This window comes from Allobosea sp. 05L423 (assembly GCF_056397745.1).
The window spans coordinates 159,277-177,526 of record NZ_JBFTOA010000001.1 but is presented as its reverse complement, the minus strand read 5'-3'; the positions used below and the strand labels follow the sequence as shown (position 1 = coordinate 177,526).

Annotated in this window: 22 protein-coding genes; 12 read left to right on the top strand and 10 right to left on the bottom strand. The window is 66.5% G+C overall.

Annotation, left to right across the window (positions count from 1 at the left end; genetic code table 11):
• Window positions 1-30: 30 nt before the first annotated feature.
• The 5 genes from AC1DNE_RS00865 to AC1DNE_RS00845 form a co-directional block, all read right to left on the bottom strand.
• On the bottom strand, window positions 31-1,122 hold the full coding sequence (locus AC1DNE_RS00865; RefSeq protein WP_441469857.1) for a class I SAM-dependent methyltransferase: 1,092 nt from the start codon (window positions 1,120-1,122) through the stop codon (window positions 31-33).
• The gene (gene lgt / locus AC1DNE_RS00860; protein ID WP_476840879.1) at window positions 1,119-1,973 is read right to left on the bottom strand and encodes a prolipoprotein diacylglyceryl transferase; all 855 of its coding nucleotides are present in this window, start codon (window positions 1,971-1,973) and stop codon (window positions 1,119-1,121) included. Before lgt ends, AC1DNE_RS00865 begins: the two co-directional genes overlap by 4 nt.
• An 85-nt stretch (window positions 1,974-2,058) precedes the next feature.
• Window positions 2,059-3,078 (bottom strand): NADP-dependent oxidoreductase, encoded by a 1,020-nt coding sequence (locus AC1DNE_RS00855; protein WP_476765045.1) that lies wholly within the window; start codon window positions 3,076-3,078, stop codon window positions 2,059-2,061.
• 144 nt (window positions 3,079-3,222) lie between these two features.
• Window positions 3,223-3,792 (bottom strand): chloramphenicol phosphotransferase CPT family protein, encoded by a 570-nt coding sequence (locus AC1DNE_RS00850; protein ID WP_476840878.1) that lies wholly within the window; start codon window positions 3,790-3,792, stop codon window positions 3,223-3,225.
• Window positions 3,792-4,310 carry a MarR family winged helix-turn-helix transcriptional regulator gene (locus AC1DNE_RS00845; RefSeq protein WP_476765043.1) on the bottom strand — a complete coding sequence of 173 codons (519 nt, stop codon included), beginning with the start codon at window positions 4,308-4,310 and terminating at the stop codon, window positions 3,792-3,794. The genes AC1DNE_RS00850 and AC1DNE_RS00845 overlap by 1 nt, the downstream gene beginning before the upstream one ends.
• A 125-nt stretch (window positions 4,311-4,435) precedes the next feature.
• On the opposite strand from AC1DNE_RS00845, the gene AC1DNE_RS00840 reads away from it, so the two are divergent.
• Complete coding sequence (locus tag AC1DNE_RS00840) at window positions 4,436-4,789, top strand: cupin domain-containing protein (protein ID WP_476765042.1); 354 nt, start codon at window positions 4,436-4,438, stop codon at window positions 4,787-4,789.
• A 291-nt stretch (window positions 4,790-5,080) separates the two neighbouring features.
• Here AC1DNE_RS00840 and AC1DNE_RS00835 read toward each other — a convergent pair whose 3' ends face one another.
• The 3 genes from AC1DNE_RS00835 to AC1DNE_RS00825 all read right to left on the bottom strand — a co-directional run bounded on the left by AC1DNE_RS00835 (window position 5,081) and on the right by AC1DNE_RS00825 (window position 5,998).
• Entirely contained in the window at window positions 5,081-5,341 is a 261-nt protein-coding gene (locus AC1DNE_RS00835; RefSeq protein WP_441469863.1) for a hypothetical protein, read from the bottom strand.
• 41 nt (window positions 5,342-5,382) lie between these two features.
• Window positions 5,383-5,655 (bottom strand): 30S ribosomal protein S21, encoded by a 273-nt coding sequence (gene rpsU, locus AC1DNE_RS00830; RefSeq protein WP_441469864.1) that lies wholly within the window; start codon window positions 5,653-5,655, stop codon window positions 5,383-5,385.
• A 133-nt stretch (window positions 5,656-5,788) separates the two neighbouring features.
• Window positions 5,789-5,998: a cold-shock protein gene (locus AC1DNE_RS00825; RefSeq protein WP_441469865.1), complete on the bottom strand. Its 210-nt coding sequence runs from the start codon at window positions 5,996-5,998 to the stop codon at window positions 5,789-5,791.
• A gap of 355 nt (window positions 5,999-6,353) precedes the next feature.
• Between AC1DNE_RS00825 and uvrC the strand changes: the two genes are divergently transcribed.
• From uvrC to AC1DNE_RS00800, 5 genes are read left to right on the top strand one after another with little or no spacing between them, the layout of a single operon-like run.
• Complete coding sequence (gene uvrC, locus AC1DNE_RS00820; RefSeq protein ID WP_476765041.1) at window positions 6,354-8,471, top strand: excinuclease ABC subunit UvrC; 2,118 nt, start codon at window positions 6,354-6,356, stop codon at window positions 8,469-8,471.
• 57 nt (window positions 8,472-8,528) lie between these two features.
• The gene (gene pgsA, locus AC1DNE_RS00815) at window positions 8,529-9,149 is read left to right on the top strand and encodes a CDP-diacylglycerol--glycerol-3-phosphate 3-phosphatidyltransferase (protein ID WP_476765040.1); all 621 of its coding nucleotides are present in this window, start codon (window positions 8,529-8,531) and stop codon (window positions 9,147-9,149) included.
• Window positions 9,146-9,439 (top strand): molybdopterin converting factor subunit 1, encoded by a 294-nt coding sequence (gene moaD / locus AC1DNE_RS00810; RefSeq protein WP_476765039.1) that lies wholly within the window; start codon window positions 9,146-9,148, stop codon window positions 9,437-9,439. Before pgsA ends, moaD begins: the two co-directional genes overlap by 4 nt.
• 7 nt (window positions 9,440-9,446) lie before the next feature.
• Window positions 9,447-9,911 (top strand): molybdenum cofactor biosynthesis protein MoaE, encoded by a 465-nt coding sequence (locus AC1DNE_RS00805; protein ID WP_441469868.1) that lies wholly within the window; start codon window positions 9,447-9,449, stop codon window positions 9,909-9,911.
• Window position 9,912: 1 nt separating this feature from the next.
• Window positions 9,913-10,962 (top strand): DUF1176 domain-containing protein, encoded by a 1,050-nt coding sequence (locus tag AC1DNE_RS00800; RefSeq protein ID WP_441469869.1) that lies wholly within the window; start codon window positions 9,913-9,915, stop codon window positions 10,960-10,962.
• A gap of 106 nt (window positions 10,963-11,068) precedes the next feature.
• On the opposite strand, the gene AC1DNE_RS00795 is transcribed toward AC1DNE_RS00800, so the two are convergent.
• Window positions 11,069-11,956 carry a branched-chain amino acid aminotransferase gene (locus AC1DNE_RS00795; protein ID WP_441469870.1) on the bottom strand — a complete coding sequence of 296 codons (888 nt, stop codon included), beginning with the start codon at window positions 11,954-11,956 and terminating at the stop codon, window positions 11,069-11,071.
• A gap of 146 nt (window positions 11,957-12,102) precedes the next feature.
• On the opposite strand from AC1DNE_RS00795, the gene AC1DNE_RS00790 reads away from it, so the two are divergent.
• From AC1DNE_RS00790 to AC1DNE_RS00775, 4 genes are all read left to right on the top strand, one after another.
• Window positions 12,103-12,645, top strand: coding sequence for a MarR family winged helix-turn-helix transcriptional regulator (locus tag AC1DNE_RS00790; protein WP_441469871.1), 543 nt, complete (start codon window positions 12,103-12,105; stop codon window positions 12,643-12,645).
• An 83-nt stretch (window positions 12,646-12,728) separates the two neighbouring features.
• Window positions 12,729-13,472 carry a response regulator gene (locus tag AC1DNE_RS00785; RefSeq protein ID WP_441469872.1) on the top strand — a complete coding sequence of 248 codons (744 nt, stop codon included), beginning with the start codon at window positions 12,729-12,731 and terminating at the stop codon, window positions 13,470-13,472.
• A gap of 53 nt (window positions 13,473-13,525) precedes the next feature.
• The gene (locus tag AC1DNE_RS00780) at window positions 13,526-14,926 is read left to right on the top strand and encodes an ATP-binding protein (protein ID WP_441469873.1); all 1,401 of its coding nucleotides are present in this window, start codon (window positions 13,526-13,528) and stop codon (window positions 14,924-14,926) included.
• 69 nt (window positions 14,927-14,995) lie between these two features.
• Window positions 14,996-15,694, top strand: a complete 699-nt coding sequence (locus AC1DNE_RS00775; RefSeq protein WP_476840877.1) for an alpha/beta fold hydrolase — start codon at window positions 14,996-14,998, stop codon at window positions 15,692-15,694.
• On the opposite strand, the gene AC1DNE_RS00770 is transcribed toward AC1DNE_RS00775, so the two are convergent.
• Window positions 15,691-16,593 carry a LysR family transcriptional regulator gene (locus AC1DNE_RS00770; RefSeq protein ID WP_476765037.1) on the bottom strand — a complete coding sequence of 301 codons (903 nt, stop codon included), beginning with the start codon at window positions 16,591-16,593 and terminating at the stop codon, window positions 15,691-15,693. The two genes, AC1DNE_RS00775 and AC1DNE_RS00770, sit on opposite strands and share 4 nt — an antisense overlap.
• Before the next feature lie 99 nt (window positions 16,594-16,692).
• On the opposite strand from AC1DNE_RS00770, the gene AC1DNE_RS00765 reads away from it, so the two are divergent.
• Together AC1DNE_RS00765 and AC1DNE_RS00760 are read left to right on the top strand one after the other, a co-directional pair.
• Window positions 16,693-17,331 (top strand): glutathione S-transferase family protein, encoded by a 639-nt coding sequence (locus AC1DNE_RS00765; protein ID WP_476765036.1) that lies wholly within the window; start codon window positions 16,693-16,695, stop codon window positions 17,329-17,331.
• Complete coding sequence (locus tag AC1DNE_RS00760; protein WP_476840876.1) at window positions 17,321-18,247, top strand: pyridoxamine 5'-phosphate oxidase family protein; 927 nt, start codon at window positions 17,321-17,323, stop codon at window positions 18,245-18,247. The genes AC1DNE_RS00765 and AC1DNE_RS00760 overlap by 11 nt, the downstream gene beginning before the upstream one ends.
• Window positions 18,248-18,250 lie beyond the last annotated feature (3 nt).

Sequence of the window (18,250 nt, the reverse complement as noted above, 5' to 3'; positions counted from 1 at the left end):
GTTTGAGCGAAGCCGAGAGGCTTGCTGAAGTCAGCCCAGATCTGGCAGTCGATGAAGGTCAAATCCGGGCAAGGGCGGCAGGTTCCGATGCGATAACGCGAGAACCTTGAACAAATCGCCCATGCCCGTCTCGCCGGGCGCGAGCAACCGATCGAAGGCGGCGGAGATCGCCGCGCGTTGGGCAGCATCGGCCTTGAGCGACAACGCCTGCGCCCGCTGCGGGAGACCCAGCGCCAAGAGGAAATCGCGCTGGTTCGCGGGGCCGTGCAGTGCCGCGCCCGCCTTGAGCGCTGCCTGCCCGATCCGCTCGAAATCGACATGGACGGTGAGGTCGGCCTCGCCTGGCTCGGCCAGCGGATCGACGAATTCATGCCGCTTCATCGCCTGCAGTGTATCGCCGAAGCCGGAGCGTGCCGAGCCATAGTCGATAAAGAGCGCCGCACCGCCCTCCGTCGCGACATGGCCGGCGACCTGCGCGACGATGTCGAGCGCGAGGGTCGGCTGCTCGAAAGTCGTTCCGGCTGGAGCGGCGGCGTCCAGAGCATCCTCCTTTCCTGCAGCCAGGCCGAATGCCAGATGGCCGGCAGCATCCAGTCCCACCAGCCGCTCGCGCCAACCCTCGGGCGTCATCACGAACTGGTCGAGCGGCAGCGCATCTAGAAATTCGTTGGCGATGACGATCGCCGGGCCGGACAGCGCCTCGGCGACGTTGTCATGCCAGACCGGTTCGCTTCCCTTCAGGGTCGCCGCCTGGCGCTGGCGCAGAACCGGGCTGGTTTCGACGAGATGGACAGAGGCCGCCTCGCGGAAGCCGGGCACGATCCGCATCGCCCGCAGCATGTCGGCCATCAGCGTGCCGCGCCCCGGGCCGAGTTCGACGACGCGCAGCTGCGAGGGCGCGCCCATCGCCTGCCAGAGATGGGCGGCCCAGAGTCCGATCAGCTCGCCGAACATCTGGCTTATCTCCGGCGCCGTGGTGAAGTCGCCGTCGCGTCCGAAGGGGTCGCGCGTCATATAGTAGCCATGGCGGGGATGGCCGAGCGCCAGCGCCATATAGCGGCCGATCCCGATCGGCCCCTCCTGCCGGATCAGATCGACGATCTCGGCCTTGAGCGTGCTCACGCACGCACCTCCCCTGGCACCGCGCTCCGGCTGCGCAGCACGAGCCAGAGCCCGGCGAAGAACACAGGCAGCGACAACAGCATGCCCATGGTGATGCCGCCCGAAAGCGCATTGACGGAGGTGCCGAACAGGAAGCCGAGCTGCGGATCGGGCTCGCGGAAGAACTCGCAGACGATGCGGGCGAGCGCGTAGCCCATGCCGAAGGTGCCGGCGACGAGGCCTGGCCGCCTGAAGCCACCGAAGCGGACGACGAGATTCACCAGGATGAAGAGCAGCAGGCCCTCGCCAAGCGCCTCATAGAGCTGGCTCGGATGGCGCGGCACCGGCCCGCCATTGGGGAATATCATTGCATAGGGAAAGTCCGGCGCCGGCCGGCCCCAGAGCTCGCTATTGATGAAATTGGCGATACGGCCGAGGAAAAGCCCGATCGGCACCACCGCCGCGGCCAGATCGAACACCGACAGCGCCGGATAGCCGCGCCTCCTGGCGAAGAGCCATAGGCCCAGCGTCGCGCCGATCAAACCGCCATGGAAGGACATGCCGCCCTGCCAGATCGCGAGGATATCCTGCGGGCGCTCGAGATAGCGCGGCAGATCGTAAAACAGCACGAAGCCGATCCGCCCGCCGAGCACGACGCCGAAGGCGACGAAGAGCAGCATGTCGTCGAGCTCGACCGGCTGCGGCCGCGCCCGCGCGCCCCACAGCCCGTCTGAAGCGACGAGCCGGCGCGCATACCACCAGCCACCGAGGAGGCCGACGACATAGGCCAGCCCATACCATTTGATCGCGAGCGGCCCGATCTGGACCGCAACGGGATCGATCATCGGGAAGGGAATGGCGAAAACGGGCATGGGCGGGGTCCGGTAGCGGGCGCACGGTGATGGCCGCGCGCTCGCTCAATGGTCAAGGAAAAAGGCTTGCCCGTGGCACGCTGTCTCAGAGTTTGACGATCAGCTTGCCGAAGTTCTTGCCTTCGAGCAGCCCGATGAAGGCCTCGGGCGCGTTCTCCAGCCCCTCGACGATGTCTTCCTTGTATTTGACTGCGCCTTCCGCGATCCAGCGCGCCATATCCTCGCGGAAAGCGGCCCCCTGCGCTGCGACGAACTCGCGCTGGATGAAGCCGCGGATCGTCAGGCTCTTGGACAGGACCTGGCGCATCAGCACCGGCAGCCGGTCCGGCCCCGGGAAATCGCCGGTGGCATTGTACTGCGCGACGAGGCCACAGACGGGAATCCGGGCGAAGGTGTTGAGCAGGGGGAAGACGGCATCCCAGACATGACCGCCGACATTCTCGAAATAGACGTCGATGCCATCCGGGCAGGCAGCCGCGAGCTTCCCGGCCATGTCGGGATCGCGATGGTCGATGACCGCATCGAAACCGAAGGTCTCGCGCACGAAGGCGCATTTCTCGGGGCCGCCGGCGATGCCGACCGCCCGCGCGCCCTTGAGCCGTGCGATCTGGCCGACTGCCGAGCCGACAGGCCCGCTCGCCGCCGCGACCACGACCGTCTCGCCGGGCTTGGGCTGGCCGATGGTGAGCAGCCCGGCATAGGCGGTGAAGCCGGGCATGCCGAGCACGCCGAGCGCCGTCGTCACCGGCGCGCTCTTCGGATCGAGCTTGCGCAGCTGTGCACCGTTCGCCACCGCATGCGATTGCCAGCCGGAATAGGACAGGACGGTGTCGCCGGGCTTGAAGGCAGGATCGCGGCTTTCGAGCACCTCGGCGACCGTGCCGCCCTCCATCACTTGCCCGATCTCGGTCGAGGCGGCGTAGGATTTCGCCGCGCTCATCCGCCCGCGCATATAGGGGTCGAGCGAGAGATACTGGACCTTGAGCAGCACCTGCCCTTCGGCGATCGCCGGGATGGCGGCGTGCTCCAGCCGGAAGTTCTGCGGGCTGGGGCGCCCTTCCGGGCGAGAGGCGAGAACGATCCGAACGCTGTCAGACTGGGACATGAGCTTCGATCCTTGATGAATGCGCGGCATGGGCCGGTCACTCCCATATTGGCCCGGCCTTGCTCGTGCGACAGCCCCCCGACCTGCATTCCGAGGCGACGGCGAGCACATCTGCGGCATGGCGAGGTCGTCCCCGAACCGCCTTCAGCTTTGATCGCGACGCTCCCTCACCCGCTCGAAAGCCGATGGCCGCGAGCGCTTGCGCCACGCGGCGATGACCGCATCGGCATTGGCCTGGATGTCCCGCGTCCCGTTCACTTCGAGATCGTAGAGACAATAGGAGTGGATGCGGAAATAGTCGCGCCGCGCATCGCCGACCGGCCGGTCGCCTCGCGCCAGCTCGCGGCACTCCAGCTCGGCAAGCTCGCAATGCACGCCGACAAAGAACACGTCCTGCCCGGCGAGCGTATCGGCGAGCCGGAGCAGCCAGTCCTCGCTCTCCATGATGTGCTCGACGATGAGATCGTTGCCGGCCTCGACATAGGCGAGGAGCGAGCGCTCGAAGCCGAGGAAGAAAGCCTCCCGCATCCTCCGCCAATCGAATTCCCCGCTCTTGATCCGCGCCGTCGGCAGCACGCCCGAATCACGCAGATGGTCGATCGAGATCTGCCAGAAGGGCGTATCGATCCGGCGCTGCAGCGCCTGCGCCAACGAGGACTTGCCACTGCTCGATGCGCCGTTGAGCAGGATGATTCGGCCAGGTCTGGCTGGCATCACGTCTCGCTCTCCGGCATGGCATCGCTTTCGAGCGCCGCCAGCAGCTCTTTCAGAAGTTCCGCCAGAGCTGCTCGTTTGGAAGGGCTGAGGCTTTCGAGGAACCGGGCCTCGCTTGCCATATCGGCGCGGAGCGCCTCCTCGGCCCGCTGGAAACCCAGCTCGGTCAGGACGACGAGGAGGCTCCGCCCATCCTCCGCCGATCTCTCGCGGCGCACCAGCCCGGCCTTTTCCAGCCGCCCCAGCCGGTGTGTCAGCCCACCGGAGGTGATCATCAGGGAGCGATAGAGCGCCGTCGGCGTGAGCCGATAAGGCGGCCCGCTGCGACGCAAGGTGCTGATGACGTCGAACTCACCGCGATCGAGTCCGAAACCTGCGAACGTCTCTTCAATGCTTGGCCGGACGAGATTGGACAAGCGATACGCCCGCCCCAGGATCGCCGTGGGCGTCGTGTCGAGATCCGGCAGTTCGCCTGCCCATTGAGCCCTGACACGCTCGACATGGTCTATCTTCGTCATCGCCGGCCCCGCCCCTCCACGCTCCCTTCCTCTGCCTCAGCACGACGCCCGCGCCAAGGGATATCTTGACGCAAAGATATCTCTTGGCGATTATCTTGGCACAAAGATAATTTCAGGAGATCAACATGGCGACGATGATCGACAGCGACATCCTGCGGAGTGGCGCAAGCCGAACTGCCCGCTTCGAAGGCGGCGGCTACGGCTCGCAGGTCTCGTTCTTTCTGGTCGACAACGAACCGGGACAGGGGCCGGGACTGCACGTTCACCCCTATTCGGAAACCTGGGTGGTCCGCGCGGGCGAAGCGGAGTTCACAGTCGGCGCCGAAAGAATACGGGCGAGGGCCGGCGCCATCGTCGTGGGGCCGCCGGGAATCCCGCACAAATTCGTCAATATCGGAACCGGGCGCCTGGAACTGGTTTGCATCCACGCCAGCGAGGCGATCGTTCAGGACTGGATCGGGGAGGATGTCGCAGCCTGAACGCGACCGCGCGTCTCAACGAAACGGCTGCGCCGGCGACGACGGACGGCCGCCTTCGTCAAGGCCGGCTCCGCTTCGACAGCGGCAGCCGATGGCAGATCCTTGTCACCAGCCGCTCGACGCGCGATCGAGCGGGGTTTTAGGCCCCGGCCGCGGAGAGGGAGCGGTCATTGTCCGCTTGCCTCGCCGCCGTACACGCCGCGCGTGACCATGGCGCTGGCGGGGGCGGACGAAAGGCGGGGAGCGACATGGCGTGATCGCCACCCCCGGATATGCATCAACCGAAGAGTATCAGAGCGACTTGGCCGCAACGCGGCGCGGACGTTTCACCGCCGCATCGCTGCGTGGCGCCTTCGCCTTGGCCGCAGCCTCTTCGGCGTCCCGCGCAAGTCGCAGGGCTCTCAACCTCTCGGTCTTGAGGCGCGTCTGGCTGGACTGGTCCTCGAGCGCCTGCCACGCGACAAGCGTATCTTTCTTGCGCTGCTCGGTCGTCTCGAAAGCCGCCTGCGCCCGAGCCTTGATCTCGTCCAGCTTCATATTGCGACTAGACATGGGGAACTCCTTCTCGGCAGACGACAGCTGATCGATGCGGATCAGATGGAAGGCGGACGCGGCGCTCCGCTGCGTGCCTTGCCGACGGGCAGCTTGCGCTTCGGCGCTGGCAGAAGACCCTCGCGCTGCGCCTGCTTGCGAGCGGCCTTCTTGGCGCGGCGGACAGCCTCGCCCTTCTCCCGCGCGCGGCGCTCCGACGGCTTCTCGTATTCGCGGCGCTGCTTCATTTCGCGAAACACGCCTTCGCGCTGCAGCTTCTTCTTCAGGACACGAAGCGCCTGCTCGACATTGTTGTCCCGAACGAGAACTTGCATGACTACCCTTTCCAAAAAACACAAAGGGCCGGGCTTGCTGGTCCCGACCCTTCACTCACCGCTGCCGAGAAACGCTGCATCGTGGCGCCAGCATGTGACGCCTCAAATCGCCGTTGTCCCGCCTCTCCAGCGGTTATTCGGCCCGCAGATTATCGGCCGAGCTCTTGCCGGACCGCTTGTCCTGGACCAGCTCGTACGAAATCTTCTGACCTTCGCGCAGATCGCGCAGGCCGGCACGCTCTACCGCGCTGATATGGACGAACACGTCCTGCCCACCATCGTCAGGCTGAATGAAACCAAAACCCTTGGTCGCATTGAACCACTTAACTGAACCCGAAGCCATCGGCGCCTCCCGCAAGCGCGCTTATTCAAGCCGCATGGATCACATGCGGCGGCGAATTCGATAAAAGGAAGAGTTCATCAGCGTGTCGCGCTCAAAAAGGCGCGAATGGCCAAGTCATCAGGCCTAAATCGAGATTAACAATTAGAACGCCATCAACATGATGTCAAACCGAGATCAGATCGACGTTCGAAGGAAAACGGCCCCCTGCCCTCGGCGGGATAGAAGACAACGTTGAGAAACCATCGTCGGTTTTCGCTCGACGTTAAGCGGACCAGGGGCCGCAACGGTGCGAACACCGCCATCGCGGCGCTGCTCCTGACATGACGAAGCCGCCGCGACACCCTACATGGACATCATGAATCGCGAACGTCAGGACGATCTGCCTCAGGACGAGTTCGAGGACGAGGAGGACAGCCTCCCCGCTCCGGACCCCGCGCTCGATCTCGGCGACACTGCGCCCGGCGCGCTCAAGGCCGGCATCGAGGTCATCCAGCAATTCGCGAAGCATTTGCCGAACAAGCCGGGCGTCTACCGGATGTTCGATCGTGCCGGCGAGGTGCTCTATGTCGGCAAGGCCAAAAGCCTGAAAAACCGCGTGACCTCCTATGCCCGCGGCATGGCGCACACCAACGCCGTCGCCCGGATGATCGCCGAGACGGCGAATATGGAGTTCGTCACCACCGGCACCGAGACCGAGGCGCTGCTGCTCGAGTCGAACCTGATCAAGCAGCTCAGGCCGCGCTACAACGTGCTGCTGCGCGACGACAAGTCGTTCCCCTATATCCTGCTGACCGGCGACCATGACGCGCCCGCGATCCTGAAGCATCGCGGCTCGCGCCACCGCAAGGGCGACTATTTCGGCCCCTTCGCCTCGGTCTGGGCGGTGACGCGTACCATCGACGCGCTGCAGAAGGCGTTCCTGATCCGCACCTGCTCGGATTCCTTCTACGAGAACCGCACGCGCCCCTGCCTGCTTTTCCAGATCAAGCGCTGCGCCGGCCCCTGCACCGGCGAGATCTCGATCTCCGACTATCAGGCGCTCGCCGGCCAGGCCCGCGACTTCCTCTCCGGCCGCTCCTCCGCCGTGAAACAACTACTATCGGCGCGGATGCAGGAAGCCGCCGAAGAGCTGGAGTTCGAGAAGGCCGCACGCTACCGCGACCGCCTCGCGGCGCTCTCCGCAGTGCAGGCCGGGCAGGACATCAACACGCAGGGCGTCGAGGAGGCCGACGTTTTCGCCATCGACGAGCAGGCGGGGCAGTTCTGCGTCGAGATCTTCTTCTTCCGCAATCACCAGAACTGGGGCAACCGCGCCCTCTTCCCGCGCGCCGACCGCTCCCTGACGCCGGCCGAGGTGCTCGCTTCCGTCGTCGCGCAGTTCTACGACGACAAGCCGCCGCCGCGTCTCGTCCTGCTCTCGCATCCGGTCGAGGAGATCGAACTGATCGGCCAGGCGCTCTCGGCGAGGGCCGGCCGCAAGGTCGAGGTCGCCCATCCCAAGCGCGGCGAGCGCGCCGACCTGATGGCCCATGCCGTCAAGAATGCCCGCGAGGCGCTGTCGCGCAAGCTCGCCGACAATGCCGGCCAGAGCGCGCTGCTCGCGGCGCTCGGCGCCGCCTTCGGCATGGAGACCGCGCCGCGCCGGGTCGAGGTCTACGACAACTCGCATATCATGGGCACGAACGCCGTCGGCGGCATGATCGTGGCGGGGTCGGACGGCTTCGTGAAGAACCAGTACCGCACCTTCAACATTTCGACCGACACCATCGCCGGCGACGATTTCGGCATGATGCGCGAGGTGCTGACGCGCCGGTTCGCCAAGCTGGCGAAGGAAGGCGGGATTTCGCTCAGCACTGATCCCGAGGAGGCCGCGGTGGCGCCCGTCTCGAAGGAGGCTCCAGTGGGCGATGGAGCCTCCACCAGCATCCTTCTGGGCGCACGTGACGGCACTCCCCAGGCCGAGGGCCCGCAAAAGAAAAGCCGCAAGACGGCAAAGCCGCGTAAAGACGAGGATGGCTTCCCCTCCCGCCCCGACCTCGTCATCGTCGACGGCGGCAAGGGGCAGTTCGAGGCGGCGCGCAAGATCATGGCCGAGCTCAACGCCAGCGACATCCCGCTCGTCGCCATCGCCAAGGGCGCCGACCGCAATGCCATGCGCGAGACCTTCCACATGGCCGGACGAGAGCCCTTCAAGCTGCAGCCGCGCGATCCCGCGCTCTATTTCATCCAGCGCCTGCGCGATGAGGCCCACCGCTTCGCCATCGGCACGCACCGCGCCAAGCGCAAGCGCGAGACGATGAAGAACCCGCTCGACGAGATCCCCGGCATCGGCCCGTCACGCAAACGGGCGCTGCTTCTGCATTTCGGCACGGTGAAGGCGATCCAGCGCGCCAAGCTCGACGACCTCATGCGCACCCCCGGCGTGAATGCGGCCACCGCCAAGGCCGTCCATGATTTCTTTCACGATGCCTGAAACTAATGGCGCCCTCGCGGTTTTGCGTGTTGACGCTATGGCAGCGGGGTTGCTTTGGTGCTCGACGTGACGATTCTTCCTGACGCCATCAGGCGGCGTGGCCCGTGGTCGCTGCCCAACCTCCTCACCTACGGGCGGATCCTGGCGATCCCGGCCCTGGTGGCGATTCTATTCTGGCCGCGCGACGACTGGATGCGCTGGCTCGCGCTGGGAATCTACACCGTCGCCGCCATCACCGATTATCTCGACGGCTACATCGCCCGCGCCTGGAGCCAGCAATCGGCCATCGGCCGCATGCTCGATCCGATCGCCGACAAGCTCCTCGTCGCCGCCCTGCTGCTGATGCTCGTCTATACCGGCCAGATCGAGGGCTGGACGCTCTGGGCCGCGATCGTGATCCTCTGCCGCGAGATCCTCGTCTCGGGCCTGCGCGAGTTCCTGGCCGACCTCAAGGTCAGCGTCCCCGTGAGCAAGGTCGCGAAATGGAAGACGACGGCGCAGCTCTTCGCGCTCGGCTTCCTGATCGCCGGCCCGGCCGGCGACAAGGTCCTGCCCGGCAACACCATGATCGGCATCACCCTGCTTTGGCTCGCAGCCGGCCTGACGATCTATACCGGCTGGGACTATTTCAACGCCGGCATCCGCTATCTCGTCGAAGAAGACGAGCGCATGCCATGAGCACGGCCGTCGCCACCGCAGGGGCAGCCACCCGCGCGGTCCGCCTCGTCTATTTCGCCTGGGTGCGCGAGCGCGTCGGCCTCCCGGAAGAAGCGCTCGATATCCCCGCCGACCTTGCGACCGTCGCCGACCTCGTGCGCTGGCTGAAGGCACGGGGCGAGAACTACGAGGCGGCATTCGCCAACGAGGCCGTGGTGCGCGCCGCTCTCGATCAGGTTCACGCCAAGCCGCAAAGCCCGCTCGGCGCTGCCCGCGAGATCGCCTTCTTCCCGCCGATGACCGGCGGCTGAGGCCGCCATGACACCTCTTATCCGCATCCAGCGCGAGGATTTCGAGCTCTCGGACGAGATCGCGGCGCTCAGCCACGGCCGCGCCGACATAGGTGCCCTCGTCTCGTTCACCGGGCTTTGCCGCGACGAGAATGGCAGCCTCGCCGCGCTCGAGCTGGAGCATTATCCCGCCATGGCCGAGGCTGAGATCGGCCGTGTCGCGGCCGAGGCCGCTGCGCGCTGGCCGCTCATGGGGCTCGTCGCGATCCACCGCTATGGGTTGATCCGCCCTGGCGAGCAGATCGTTCTGGTGCTCGCGGCCTCCGCACACCGCCGCGCCGCCTTCGAGGCTGCCGATTTCATGATGGACTACCTCAAGACGCGCGCTCCGTTCTGGAAGCGCGAGCACCGCGCGGACGGCACGCTCGGGGGCTGGGTCGAGGCGAAGACGGATGACGACGATGCGGCGAGACGCTGGGAAGAGACACCCTGAAGTGCTGAAAGGCTGCGCTCTCGCTGGCGGTCTGACGCTACTGCCGGCCCTGGCCCTGGCGGCAGCGCCGGAGCCGAAGACGTTTCGCGATTGGATGGCCGGCTGCGACAATCTCAAGAGCTGCACCGCCCTGTCGCTGCCGCCGGAGAGCGCCGACACCGTCGCCTATCTGCGCCTCGAACGCCCGGCCGGGCCTGACGGCACAGTCAGCCTCGTGCTGCGCTTGCGCGGCGACTGGAAGAAGCCGCCGACCGCGCTTCAGCTCAAGCTCGACGGCGCCCCCTTCCCTGCCGGCGGCAAGGCTCTCCCGGCGGCGGCCGACGGCGACATGGTCTCGCTATCCTTCCAGCCTGCCGAGATCGCGACGCTGGTTGAAGCCGCCCGCAAGGCGACGAAGCTCACAATATCTGCGCCCGGCGTGACGGCGAGCATCTCGTTGTCGGGCTCGGTCGCCGCGATGCTCTGGATCGACGAGCAGCAGGGCCGGCTGAACACGACCTTGGCCCTCGTCCGCAAGGGCAGCGGCACCACCGTTCCGGCTGCCCCAACGCTGCCGATCGTCCTGGCAAAGCCCGCCGCCGGCACGCTGTCGGAGAAAGACGGGAAGGCGCTCGCTGCAACGCTGCGCAAGCAGATCAAGCAACGCGACGCCGATCTCTGCGAGGATGACGAAATGCTGGTCGAGGCCGATGCTGCCTGGCCGCTCGACGGCGACCGCCGTCTCGTCGGCCTCGCCTGCTCACGCGGCGCCTACAACGTCTCCACCGGTTTCTGGATGGTGGAGCGCGGCGATGTCGCAGCCGCGAAGCCGGTTGCCCTGCCGGAGGGCGAGGGCGACGCGAAGAACATGCTGACCAATGCCGATTTCGACGCGAAGACCGGCCGGCTGAGTTTTTTCGCCAAGGGCCGCGGTCTCGGCGACTGCGGCGCCACCGGCGGCTACGCCTGGACCGGCACCGCCTTCGTCCAGACCGAATTCAGCATGATGGGCGAGTGCCGCGGCATCGGCGCCGATGACTGGATCACGCTCTACCGCAGCGAGGTCAAGTAGCGCGCGTCATTCTCGGGCGGAGCAAGGCTCCAGCCCGAGAATCTCGTGGCGCGGCGTCGCTGGCTTCCGAGATGCCCGGGTCAGGCCCGGGCATGACGGCACTGCCTCACGCCGCCTTCGACTGCGGGCGCACCGCGGCGGAGTAGTCTTCCATGATTACCTTGCCCATATTGCCGGTGATGAAGCTGTACGGCCCGACCTCGGAGACGAGCGTCACCTCGGCGGCCGAGCCGGTGATGAAGCACTCGTTGAAGCCTTCCAGCTCCTCCGGGCGGATGCGCCGCTCCACCACCTCGAAGCCGCGCTGCTTGCACAAATCGATCACCGACTGGCGGGTGATGCCATTGAGGAAGCGGTCGGCCAGCGGGGTGTGGACCACGCCGTCCTTGATGAAGAAGATGTTGGCGCCGGTGCATTCGGCGACATTGCCTTCCCAGTCCAGCATCATCGCGTCGGCGTAGCCGGCGCGCTCGGCCTTATGCTTCGACAGCGAGCAGATCATGTAGAGGCCCGCCGCCTTGGCATGGACCGGCGCGCAGGCCGGATCCGGCCGGCGATAATCGGCAACGTCGAGGCGCACGCCCTTCAGCTTCTGCGCCATGTCGAACATGCTCGGCCATTCCCACACCGCGATCGCGGTATGGATCTTGTTGTTCATGCCCGACACCGCCATCATTTCCGAGCCGCGCCAGGCGACCGGGCGGAGATAGGCGTCCTTGAGCCCGTTCTCCTTCAGGCAGAGATACTTGGCCTCGTCCAGCTCGGCGACCGAATAGGGGATCGTGAAATCCATGATCTCGGCCGACTTGTGGAAGCGCTGCGAATGCTCCGCGCACTTGTAGATGACGCCATCATAGGCGCGCTCGCCCTCGAACACGCAGGAGCCGTAGTGGAGCCCGTGGGTCAGTACGTGAATCTTGGCGTCCTTCCACGGCACGAGCTTGCCGTCGAACCAGATGACGCCGTCGCGCTGGTCGAAAGGAATGACTGACATGGACCTTCTCCTGGGTGCTTCCTCGCTCCGAACTCCGGCACAGCCGATTTGGGAACGCAAGCATGGGTCTAAAGCTGCGCTGCGACGATTGGCTTTGAAATAATCGTTCGCTCAGCGCCCTTGACCGGTAATCTTCCGTCTGAGATATGTCAATAAGGCTGACCCAAATTTTTGGAAGCGTGCTTTTGACCTTGTCTGAACCTCGCCCTGACGACGCCCCCCTCAAGCCCTCGTCCGAGGCCGTTCCGCACGACCTGATCGAGCTGCTTTTCTTCGCCTATCGCGATTTCGTCGGAGACCCCGACAGGATACTGGCGGATTACGGCTTCGGCCGGGCGCATCACCGCGTCCTCCATTTCGTCCAGCGCTGCCCCGGCCTGACCATCGCCGAGTTGCTGGACATCCTGCAGATCACCAAGCAGAGCCTGAACCGCGTCCTCAAGGAGCTGGTCGAGAAGGGCTATATCGAGCAGCGCACCGGCCGGCAGGACAAGCGCCAGCGCCATCTCCACACCACTGCCGCCGGGCAGGACCTGGCGCTTCGCCTGGTCCGGCTCCAGGCCAAGCGCATCAACCGGGCGCTCGAGGGCGTCGGCCCCGAAGCAGCGGCAATCGCCGCGCGGTACCTTTCCGCCCTGATCGATCCCTCGGAGCGGCCGAAGGTCGAGCGCCTGCTGATGAAGCCCTGACAAGCGACCCGTCTCGCGCATTGTGCTATGGCAGCCGGGCACCGTGATCGCTCCCGGCCCGGAAGCAGGAGGAAGGCGCAAGCATGATCGCCAGCGAGACCTTAGCGAAGCCGGCCCGCAAGCCGCTGCCCGACGAGGCGCCGCATGTCCTCGTCGTCGACGACGACCGCCGCTTGCGCGATCTGCTCGCCCGCTTCCTCGGCGATAATGGCTACCGCGTCACCACCGCGGCCAATGCGGCGGAGGCCGACACGCGGCTCGGCAACCTCGTCTTCGACGCGATCGTGCTCGATGTGATGATGCCTGGCGAGAACGGTTTCGACTTCGCCCGCCGTTTCCGCGGCGGCTCCGCCGTGCCGATCCTGATGCTGACCGCCCGCGCCGATGGCAAGGACCGGATCAACGGTCTCGAGATCGGTGTCGACGACTATCTCGCCAAGCCCTTCGAGCCGCGGGAGCTGCTGCTTCGCCTCGGCAACATCCTGAAGCGAACCGTCGTCGTCGAAGCTGCCCAATCCGGCACGCGCCCCGATTTCGTCCGCTTCGGCCCGTTCATCTACGGGCTGGCTCGCGGCGAGCTGCGCAAGGGCGAAGAGACGATCCGGCTGACCGAGCGCGAGCGCGAGATCCTGACGGCGCTCGCCGAGCGCGCCGGCGAGGTCGTCCCGCGCGAGGAGCTGGCGGCGCAAGGCTCGGCCGCAAACGACCGCACGGTCGACGTGCAGATGAACCGGCTGCGCCGTAAGATCGAGCGTGATCCGGCCGATCCGCTCTATCTCCAGACCGTGCGCGGCGTCGGCTACAGGCTGGTGACGGACAGGACGTGACTTCGCTTCACCACGGCGGCAAAGCTCAATCGGCGCTTCGCTCGGCCGCGGCCATGCTGCGTCCCGTCCTCGCCTGGCTCGAAATGCTCTGCGGCCATATCGGCAGGTTCCTGCGCCCGGCGCTCAGGAGCATCGGCCGCCCGCTCCAGATCATCGCGCGCTACATGCCCAAGGGGCTCTATCCCCGAGCGCTCGTCATCGTCATCGCGCCGGTGGTGCTGCTGCAATCGGTGATCGCCTACGTCTTCATGGAGCGGCACTGGCAGCTCGTGACTCAGCGCCTGTCCTCCGCGGTCTCCGCAGATATCGCCATGCTGATCGATGTCTACGAGAGTTATCCGCAGGATGCCGACACCACGACGCTCTCGCGCATCGCCGCCGAACGACTCGGCATGGACGTCGATATCATACCTGATTCCGACCTGCCGGCGCCGGGGCCGCGCCCCTTCTTCTCGCTGCTCGACAACGCGCTTTCGACCGAGCTCAGCCAGCAGGTTGCCCGCCCCTTCTGGCTCGACACGGTCGGCCGCTCCAGCCTGATCGAGATCCGCATCAAGCTCGGCAAGGACGTGATGCGCATCCTGACCCGGCGCAATGCGGCCTATGCCTCCAACAGCCACATCTTCCTGCTCTGGATGATCGGCACCTCTCTCATCCTGCTCACCATCGCGGTGCTGTTCCTGCGCAACCAGATCCGCCCCATCCTCAAGCTCGCGGATGCGGCGGAGGCCTTCGGCAAGGGCCGCGACGCCGATTTCCGCCCGCGCGGCGCGCGCGAAGTCCGCCGCGCGGGCAACGCCTTCATCGAGATGAAGCGGCGCGTCGAGCGCTCGATCGGCGAGCGCACGACGATGCTGAACGGCGTCAGCCACGACCTGCGCACCATCCTCACGCGCTTCCGCCTCTCGCTTGCCCTGATGGAGCGCTCTTCGGAAATCGAAGCGCTCGAGAAGGATGTGGACGAGATGAGCCGGATGCTCGAGGACTATCTCGCCTTCGCGCGCGGCGATGCCGGCGAGGTGCCGGTCGAGACCGATATCCGCTCCCTGCTGGAAGAGCTGAAGTCGGATGCCGAGCGTCAGGGCCACCAGACCGAGCTTGAGGTCGTCGGCGACCCGCTGGTCGTCATTCGCCCGGACGCCTTCCGGCGCCTCCTGACCAACCTCGTCTCCAACGCTGCCCGCTATGGAGACCGCATCGCCATCCGCGCCACGCACGATGCGCGCTATTTGATCGTGATGGTCGACGATGACGGGCCGGGCATCCCGCCCGACCAGCGCGAGGAGGTCTTCCGCCCCTTCTTCCGCCTCGACGAAGCCCGCAATGTCGACGGCGGCGGCACGGGCCTTGGCCTTGCGATCGCGCGCGACATCGCCCGCGCCCATGGCGGCGACATCATGCTAGGCGACTCGCCGCTCGGTGGCCTGCGCGCGACGGTGCGCCTGCCGGTCTGACCAAAAAATCCGCTCGACGCCGAACGACCCGTAACCATAGGTATTCGCGAAACTCATCGGGGGCCGGTCATGCGGACGTTCCGGATCGCTGCAGCATTCCTTGCAACCTCCCTTCTCCTTTCGGCGACAGCGGCGCGCTGCGAAGAGGTGGTCGATCTCGGCGGAGGTCTCTTTGGCGGCGGCCGCGCGCTCCTCAACAAGCCCACGGGAAAGCCTCGTGCCGGGCTGGTCCTGCTGACCGGCGGCGACGGCTATATCGGCATCGGCTCCGACGGGAGCGTCGAGCGCAGTACCAACTGGATCGTCCGGACCCGCGACGCCTATCTGCGCAGCGGCATCGCCAGCATCACGCTCGATGCCAACGCCGACCCGGCAAAGGCCGTGGAATACATGCGCGGGATCGCGCCGCGCGTCATCGTCGTGGCGATGAGCCGCGGTGCTCTCAAGGTCGCAGGCACTCTGCCGGCGAGGCCCGACGGCATCGTCTTCGCTTCCTCGATGCTGGACGAGGCACGCGGCATGATTGGCGACCCGTCCCGCCTGCCGCCGACGCTTATCATCCATCACCGACAGGACACCTGCCGCGTGACGCTGCCGGAATCGGCTGCCGCCTTTCAGCAATGGACCGGCGGCAAGGCGCGGCTGCTCTGGATCGACGGCGGCTCCTCGACCGGGAACCCGTGCCAAGCCCGTGCCCATCATGGCTTCATCGGCCGCGAGGGGCAGGTCGTCTCCGCCATATCCGGCTTTGCCGGCTCGCTGCGCTAGGAATCTCCGCCGATCGGCGCGAGCTGCGGCAAGCGCGTGACGGCATGGTCGATGAAGGCGCGCACGCGCGGCGCCGGCTGGCGCCCGCCCGGCATCACCAGTTGCACCGGCAACGGCGGCGGCTCGAACTCCGGAAGCAGACGCAACAGCGTTCCCGCCGCAAGGTCGTCCGCCGCCTGATAGGAGAGCACCCGCGCCAGCCCCCGTCCGGCGCGCGCTGCGATCAGCACCGATTCCACCTCGTTGACGATGAGCCGCGGCGTCAGCACGACCCCACTGCCGCGGCGCGGCCCGCCGAAGCGCCAGTTCAGCGTCTGGTTGGCGGCAACACTCGCAATCGTCTCATGGGCCGCGATATCGGCCGGACGGCGCAACAGCGGAGAACGGGCGAGATAGGACGGCGCCGCGACGAGGATGCGCCGGACCTCCCCGACCTTGCGCATCAGCAGGCCCGAATCCGGCAGCGGCCCGATCCGCACCGCGAGTTGCAGATCCTCCTCGATCAGGTCGAGATTCCGGTCGGCCAGCACGAGCTCGACCTGCACCTGCGGATAGAGATCAAGGAACTCGGACACCAGAGGCGTGACATGCCGCCGGCCGAAAGCGAGCGGCGCGGTGATCCGCAACAACCCGCTGACCGGCTCGGCCGCAGCGACGCCCAGCGCCGCATCGTAATCGGCCAGAAGCCGCCGGGCTGTCGTCGCAAGCTCCCTGCCGGCATCGTTCGGCGTCAACCGCCGGGTCGTGCGTGCGATCAGTTGCGAGCCGACGCGCTCTTCCAGCGCCGCGAGTGCGCGCGTCACCGCCGGGCGCGACTTGCGCAGGCGTCGCGCAGCTCCGGCAAGGCTGCCGGCATCGACGATCGCCACGAAGACCGTGAGCTCCTCGATCCGATCCACGTCACTGTTCCGAAAATTGAAATTCTGATTTTGAAAGATAGCAGATTTCGCCGGATTATCGAAACGATGATCATGCTGCCGACGAGCAGGAGCATCGCCATGCCATCGACCGAGATCGTCCTTCACGGCACGCCTCTTTCGGGCCACGCCCACCGCGTCGAGCTGCTGCTGCGTGCCCTCGGGCTGGCCTATCGGTTCGAGCCGGCGCCCGCCGAAATCCGGCAGAGCCCGGCCTTTCGCAAGCTCAATCCCCTCGGCCAGGTTCCCGTCCTGCAGGATGGCGATCTGACGCTCGCCGACAGCAACGCGATCATGGTCTACCTTGCCAGACGCTACGCCCCGGACAGCGCCTGGCTGCCCGGCGATGCCGTCGGCGCGGCCCATGTGCAGCGCTGGCTCTCGATCGCGGCCGGCGAGGTCATGCATGGCCCCTCCGTTGCGCGGCTGATCACGCAATTCGGCCTCAACGACGACAAGGCGCGCGCCAAGCGGATCGCAGCACGGCTCCTTGCCTTCATGGAAGTGCATCTGGCCGAGCGCGAATACCTGGCGGCTCTTCACCCGACCATCGCCGATCTGGCCTGCTACTCCTACGTCGCTCACGCGCCGGAGGGGGGCATCTCGCTCGCGCCCTACCCGGCCGTGCGCCGCTGGCTTGCCCGCATCGAGGCCCTGCCCTTCTTCAAGCCGATTCCGCCCTCCCCCTTGCCTGTGGAGCGCGGCGACGATGCAGCCTGACGGTCCCTTCCATTCCGGCGAACTCGCGGCGCAGACCCGGGCCGGTGTCTTCACGCGCGGTGCGGGCATACGCGGCTTCATGCCAGATCAGCACCGCGTCTTCTTCGGGCAATTGCCCTGGCTCTTCGCCGGCGTGCTCGATCGGAACGGCTGGCCGCTGGCGACAGCGTTGACGGGCGAGCCCGGCTTCGTGACCAGCCCGGATCCCACTCGCTTGTCGATCGCTGCCTCGCCGTCCCCTGGCGATCCCGCGTTCGAAGGCTTTCGGCCGGGCGTCCCCATCGGCCTGCTCGGGCTGGAATTCGAGACCCGCCGCCGCAACCGCGCCAATGGCCGGATCGAAGCAGTCGGCTCCGATGGCTTCACGGTTTCGGTCACCCAAAGCTTCGGCAATTGCGCCAAATATATCCAGGCGCGCAGTCGGGCTCAGGACGGCAGCGACCTCGGCGAACGACCCACCGGCTTGTCCGGTCTCGATGCCGCAGCCCGGGCGTTGATCGCCAATGCTGATACGCTGTTCGTCGCCAGTGCTGCGGCTCTCGAAACACCGCTGGGAGGCGTCGACATCTCCCATCGCGGCGGCCGGCCCGGCTTCGTGYGGATCGACGGCGATACGGTGACCATCCCGGATTTCGCCGGCAACAACTACTTCAACACACTCGGAAACCTGCTGGAGCAGCCGCGCGCTGCCCTGCTCCTCGTCGATTTCGAGACCGGCACGACACTGCAATTGCAAGGCGTGGCCGAGATCGTCTGGGACGGGCCGGAGCTTGCGGGGCTGGAAGGCTCGCAGCGCCTGTGGCGCCTCCACGTCACCCGTGGCTGGCGTCGCCCCCATGCGCTGGCCTTGCGCTGGTCGGCGCCGGAGTTTGCGCCGACCACGTTGCAGACCGGTCTGTGGGCGGCCGCCGCTTGACCG